This window comes from Flagellimonas iocasae (genome assembly GCF_042682725.1).
Taxonomy (GTDB): Bacteria; Bacteroidota; Bacteroidia; order Flavobacteriales; family Flavobacteriaceae; genus Flagellimonas; species Flagellimonas iocasae.
This window is the reverse complement of the sequence record NZ_JBHUHU010000008.1, coordinates 2,501-5,287: the sequence shown is the minus strand read 5'-3', so window position 1 is coordinate 5,287 and position 2,787 is coordinate 2,501. Positions and strand designations below refer to the sequence as shown.

General features: G+C 52.7%; 2 tRNA genes and 2 rRNA genes (1 of these 4 running past the window's edge). All 4 read left to right on the top strand.

From position 1 onward, the window contains the following. The first annotated feature begins 133 nt into the window (after positions 1-133). Positions 134-1,651: ribosomal RNA gene (locus tag ACFSJE_RS18685) — 16S ribosomal RNA — on the top strand. Between the two features lie 106 nt (positions 1,652-1,757). Beyond that, positions 1,758-1,831, top strand: a tRNA-Ile gene (locus ACFSJE_RS18680). Positions 1,832-1,991: 160 nt separating this feature from the next. Further along, a tRNA-Ala gene (locus tag ACFSJE_RS18675) sits at positions 1,992-2,068 on the top strand. Positions 2,069-2,239: 171 nt separating this feature from the next. After that, positions 2,240-2,787, top strand: a 23S ribosomal RNA gene (locus ACFSJE_RS18670) (it continues 2,272 nt past the right edge of the window). Together the 16S and 23S rRNA genes with 2 tRNA genes alongside form the textbook arrangement of a ribosomal RNA operon.

The following is a 2,787-nucleotide window of genomic DNA, read 5'->3' as shown; positions in this document are numbered from 1 at the left end:
TTTTTTTCTGGGAGAATTAAGGAAAGAAGTTCATATACATATTGCAATAGACAGCGTAATTAGAGAAGAACCATTTTGATCACGGGATCTGGGATTTGTGCAGCGGGATAGCTTTAGAGATATTTAACGATGTACAATGAAGAGTTTGATCCTGGCTCAGGATGAACGCTAGCGGCAGGCCTAACACATGCAAGTCGAGGGGTAGATGGAGCTTGCTCCATTGAGACCGGCGCACGGGTGCGGAACGCGTATGGAACCTGCCCCTGTCAGGGGAATAGCCCAGGGAAACTTGGATTAATGCCCCATGGTATCAAAATATCGCATGATGTTTTGATTAAAGATTTATCGGACAGGGATGGCCATGCGTACCATTAGTTAGTTGGTGGGGTAACGGCCCACCAAGGCAGCGATGGTTAGGGGCCCTGAGAGGGGGATCCCCCACACTGGTACTGAGACACGGACCAGACTCCTACGGGAGGCAGCAGTGAGGAATATTGGACAATGGTCGGAAGACTGATCCAGCCATGCCGCGTGCAGGATGACTGCCCTATGGGTTGTAAACTGCTTTTATGCGGGAAGAAAAAAGGGCACGTGTGCCCTACTGACGGTACCGTAAGAATAAGGACCGGCTAACTCCGTGCCAGCAGCCGCGGTAATACGGAGGGTCCGAGCGTTATCCGGAATCATTGGGTTTAAAGGGTCCGTAGGCGGGCCTGTAAGTCAGGGGTGAAAGTCTGTGGCTCAACCATAGAATTGCCTTTGATACTGCAGGTCTTGAGTCATGGTGGGGTTGCCGGAACATGTGGTGTAGCGGTGAAATGCATAGATATCACATAGAACACCGATCGCGAAGGCAGGTGACCAACCATGTACTGACGCTGATGGACGAAAGCGTGGGTAGCGAACGGGATTAGATACCCCGGTAGTCCACGCCGTAAACGATGGATACTAGCTGTGGGGACTTCGGTCTCCGTGGCCAAGCGAAAGTGATAAGTATCCCACCTGGGGAGTACGTTCGCAAGAATGAAACTCAAAGGAATTGACGGGGGCCCGCACAAGCGGTGGAGCATGTGGTTTAATTCGATGATACGCGAGGAACCTTACCAGGGCTTAAATGCAGGCTGCATGGGGTGGAGACACCCCTTTCTTCGGACTGCCTGCAAGGTGCTGCATGGTTGTCGTCAGCTCGTGCCGTGAGGTGTCAGGTTAAGTCCTATAACGAGCGCAACCCCTACCGTTAGTTGCCAGCGAGTGATGTCGGGGACTCTAGCGGGACTGCCGGTGCAAACCGTGAGGAAGGTGGGGACGACGTCAAATCATCACGGCCCTTACGTCCTGGGCCACACACGTGCTACAATGGCCGGTACAGAGGGAAGCCACCCCGCAAGGGGGCGCGGATCTATAAAACCGGTCACAGTTCGGATCGGGGTCTGCAACTCGACCCCGTGAAGCTGGAATCGCTAGTAATCGGATATCAGCCATGATCCGGTGAATACGTTCCCGGGCCTTGTACACACCGCCCGTCAAGCCATGGAAGCCGGGAGTGCCTGAAGTCCGTCACCGAGAGGAGCGGCCTAGGGCAAAATCGGTAACTAGGGCTAAGTCGTAACAAGGTAGCCGTACCGGAAGGTGCGGCTGGAACACCTCCTTTCTAGAGAAGGCGTTCCGATGCCTTTTCCCGGTCCCCGGTCGGGTGGTCCTTTTCTTTTCGCTGTCTGCGATATGTTTTTTGATATACTGGCAAATTAGGCCAAGACAGTCTCATAGCTCAGCTGGTTAGAGCGCTACACTGATAATGTAGAGGTCGGCAGTTCGAGTCTGCCTGAGACTACTGTTTCGAGCAAAGCTCGAAAAGTTCAAAGTTGTAAGTTGAAAGTTTTCTTGCACTTCGGACAGGTTCATTAAAAAGTATTGGAACAAGGAAATTCTAGGTGTTGGGTTACCGTTATATAGTACTGTTAACTGATAACCGTTAACTGACCACTGATAATGGGGGATTAGCTCAGCTGGCTAGAGCGCCTGCCTTGCACGCAGGAGGTCATCGGTTCGACTCCGATATTCTCCACCACGGCAAGTGTCGTCCACGGTAATTTTTGTTGCCGGTGGCGGCCCGCCACAAGTTCATTGACATATTGGGACGGAGCACCATGGTTTGGCCATGGGTGCGAAGTCAAAGAAGAAACACGAAGTAGAATAGAATAACAAGGATTACGAGGGCGTCCCATGTTGTACATGGGATGCGACAAGCAAAAGAAGGGCGTATGGGGGATGCCTGGGCTCTCAGAGGCGAAGAAGGACGTGATAAGCTGCGAAAATCCACGGGGAGCTGCACATGAGCATTGATCCGTGGGTGTCCGAATGGGGCAACCCACTTGGTTGAAGGCCAAGTACCCAGCAATGGGGGCGAACCCGCTGAACTGAAACATCTAAGTAGGCGGAGGAAGAGAAAACAAGAGTGATTCCGGGAGTAGTGGCGAGCGAAACCGGAGCAGCCCAAACCAGAGTTGTTTCGGCAATTCTGGGGTTGTAGGACCACGACATTTCTCGCGTGACGAACCGGAAGCAGTTGGAAAGCTGCACGATATGGGTGACAGTCCCGTACGGGCAAGGAGCGTTGAGGATAGTGGTATCCTGAGTAGCGCGGGGCACGTGAAACCCTGTGTGAATCTGGCGGGACCATCCGCCAAGGCTAAATACTCCTGAGAGACCGATAGTGGACCAGTACCGTGAGGGAAAGGTGAAAAGAACCCTGAACAAGGGAGTGAAAAAGACCCTGAAACCATACGC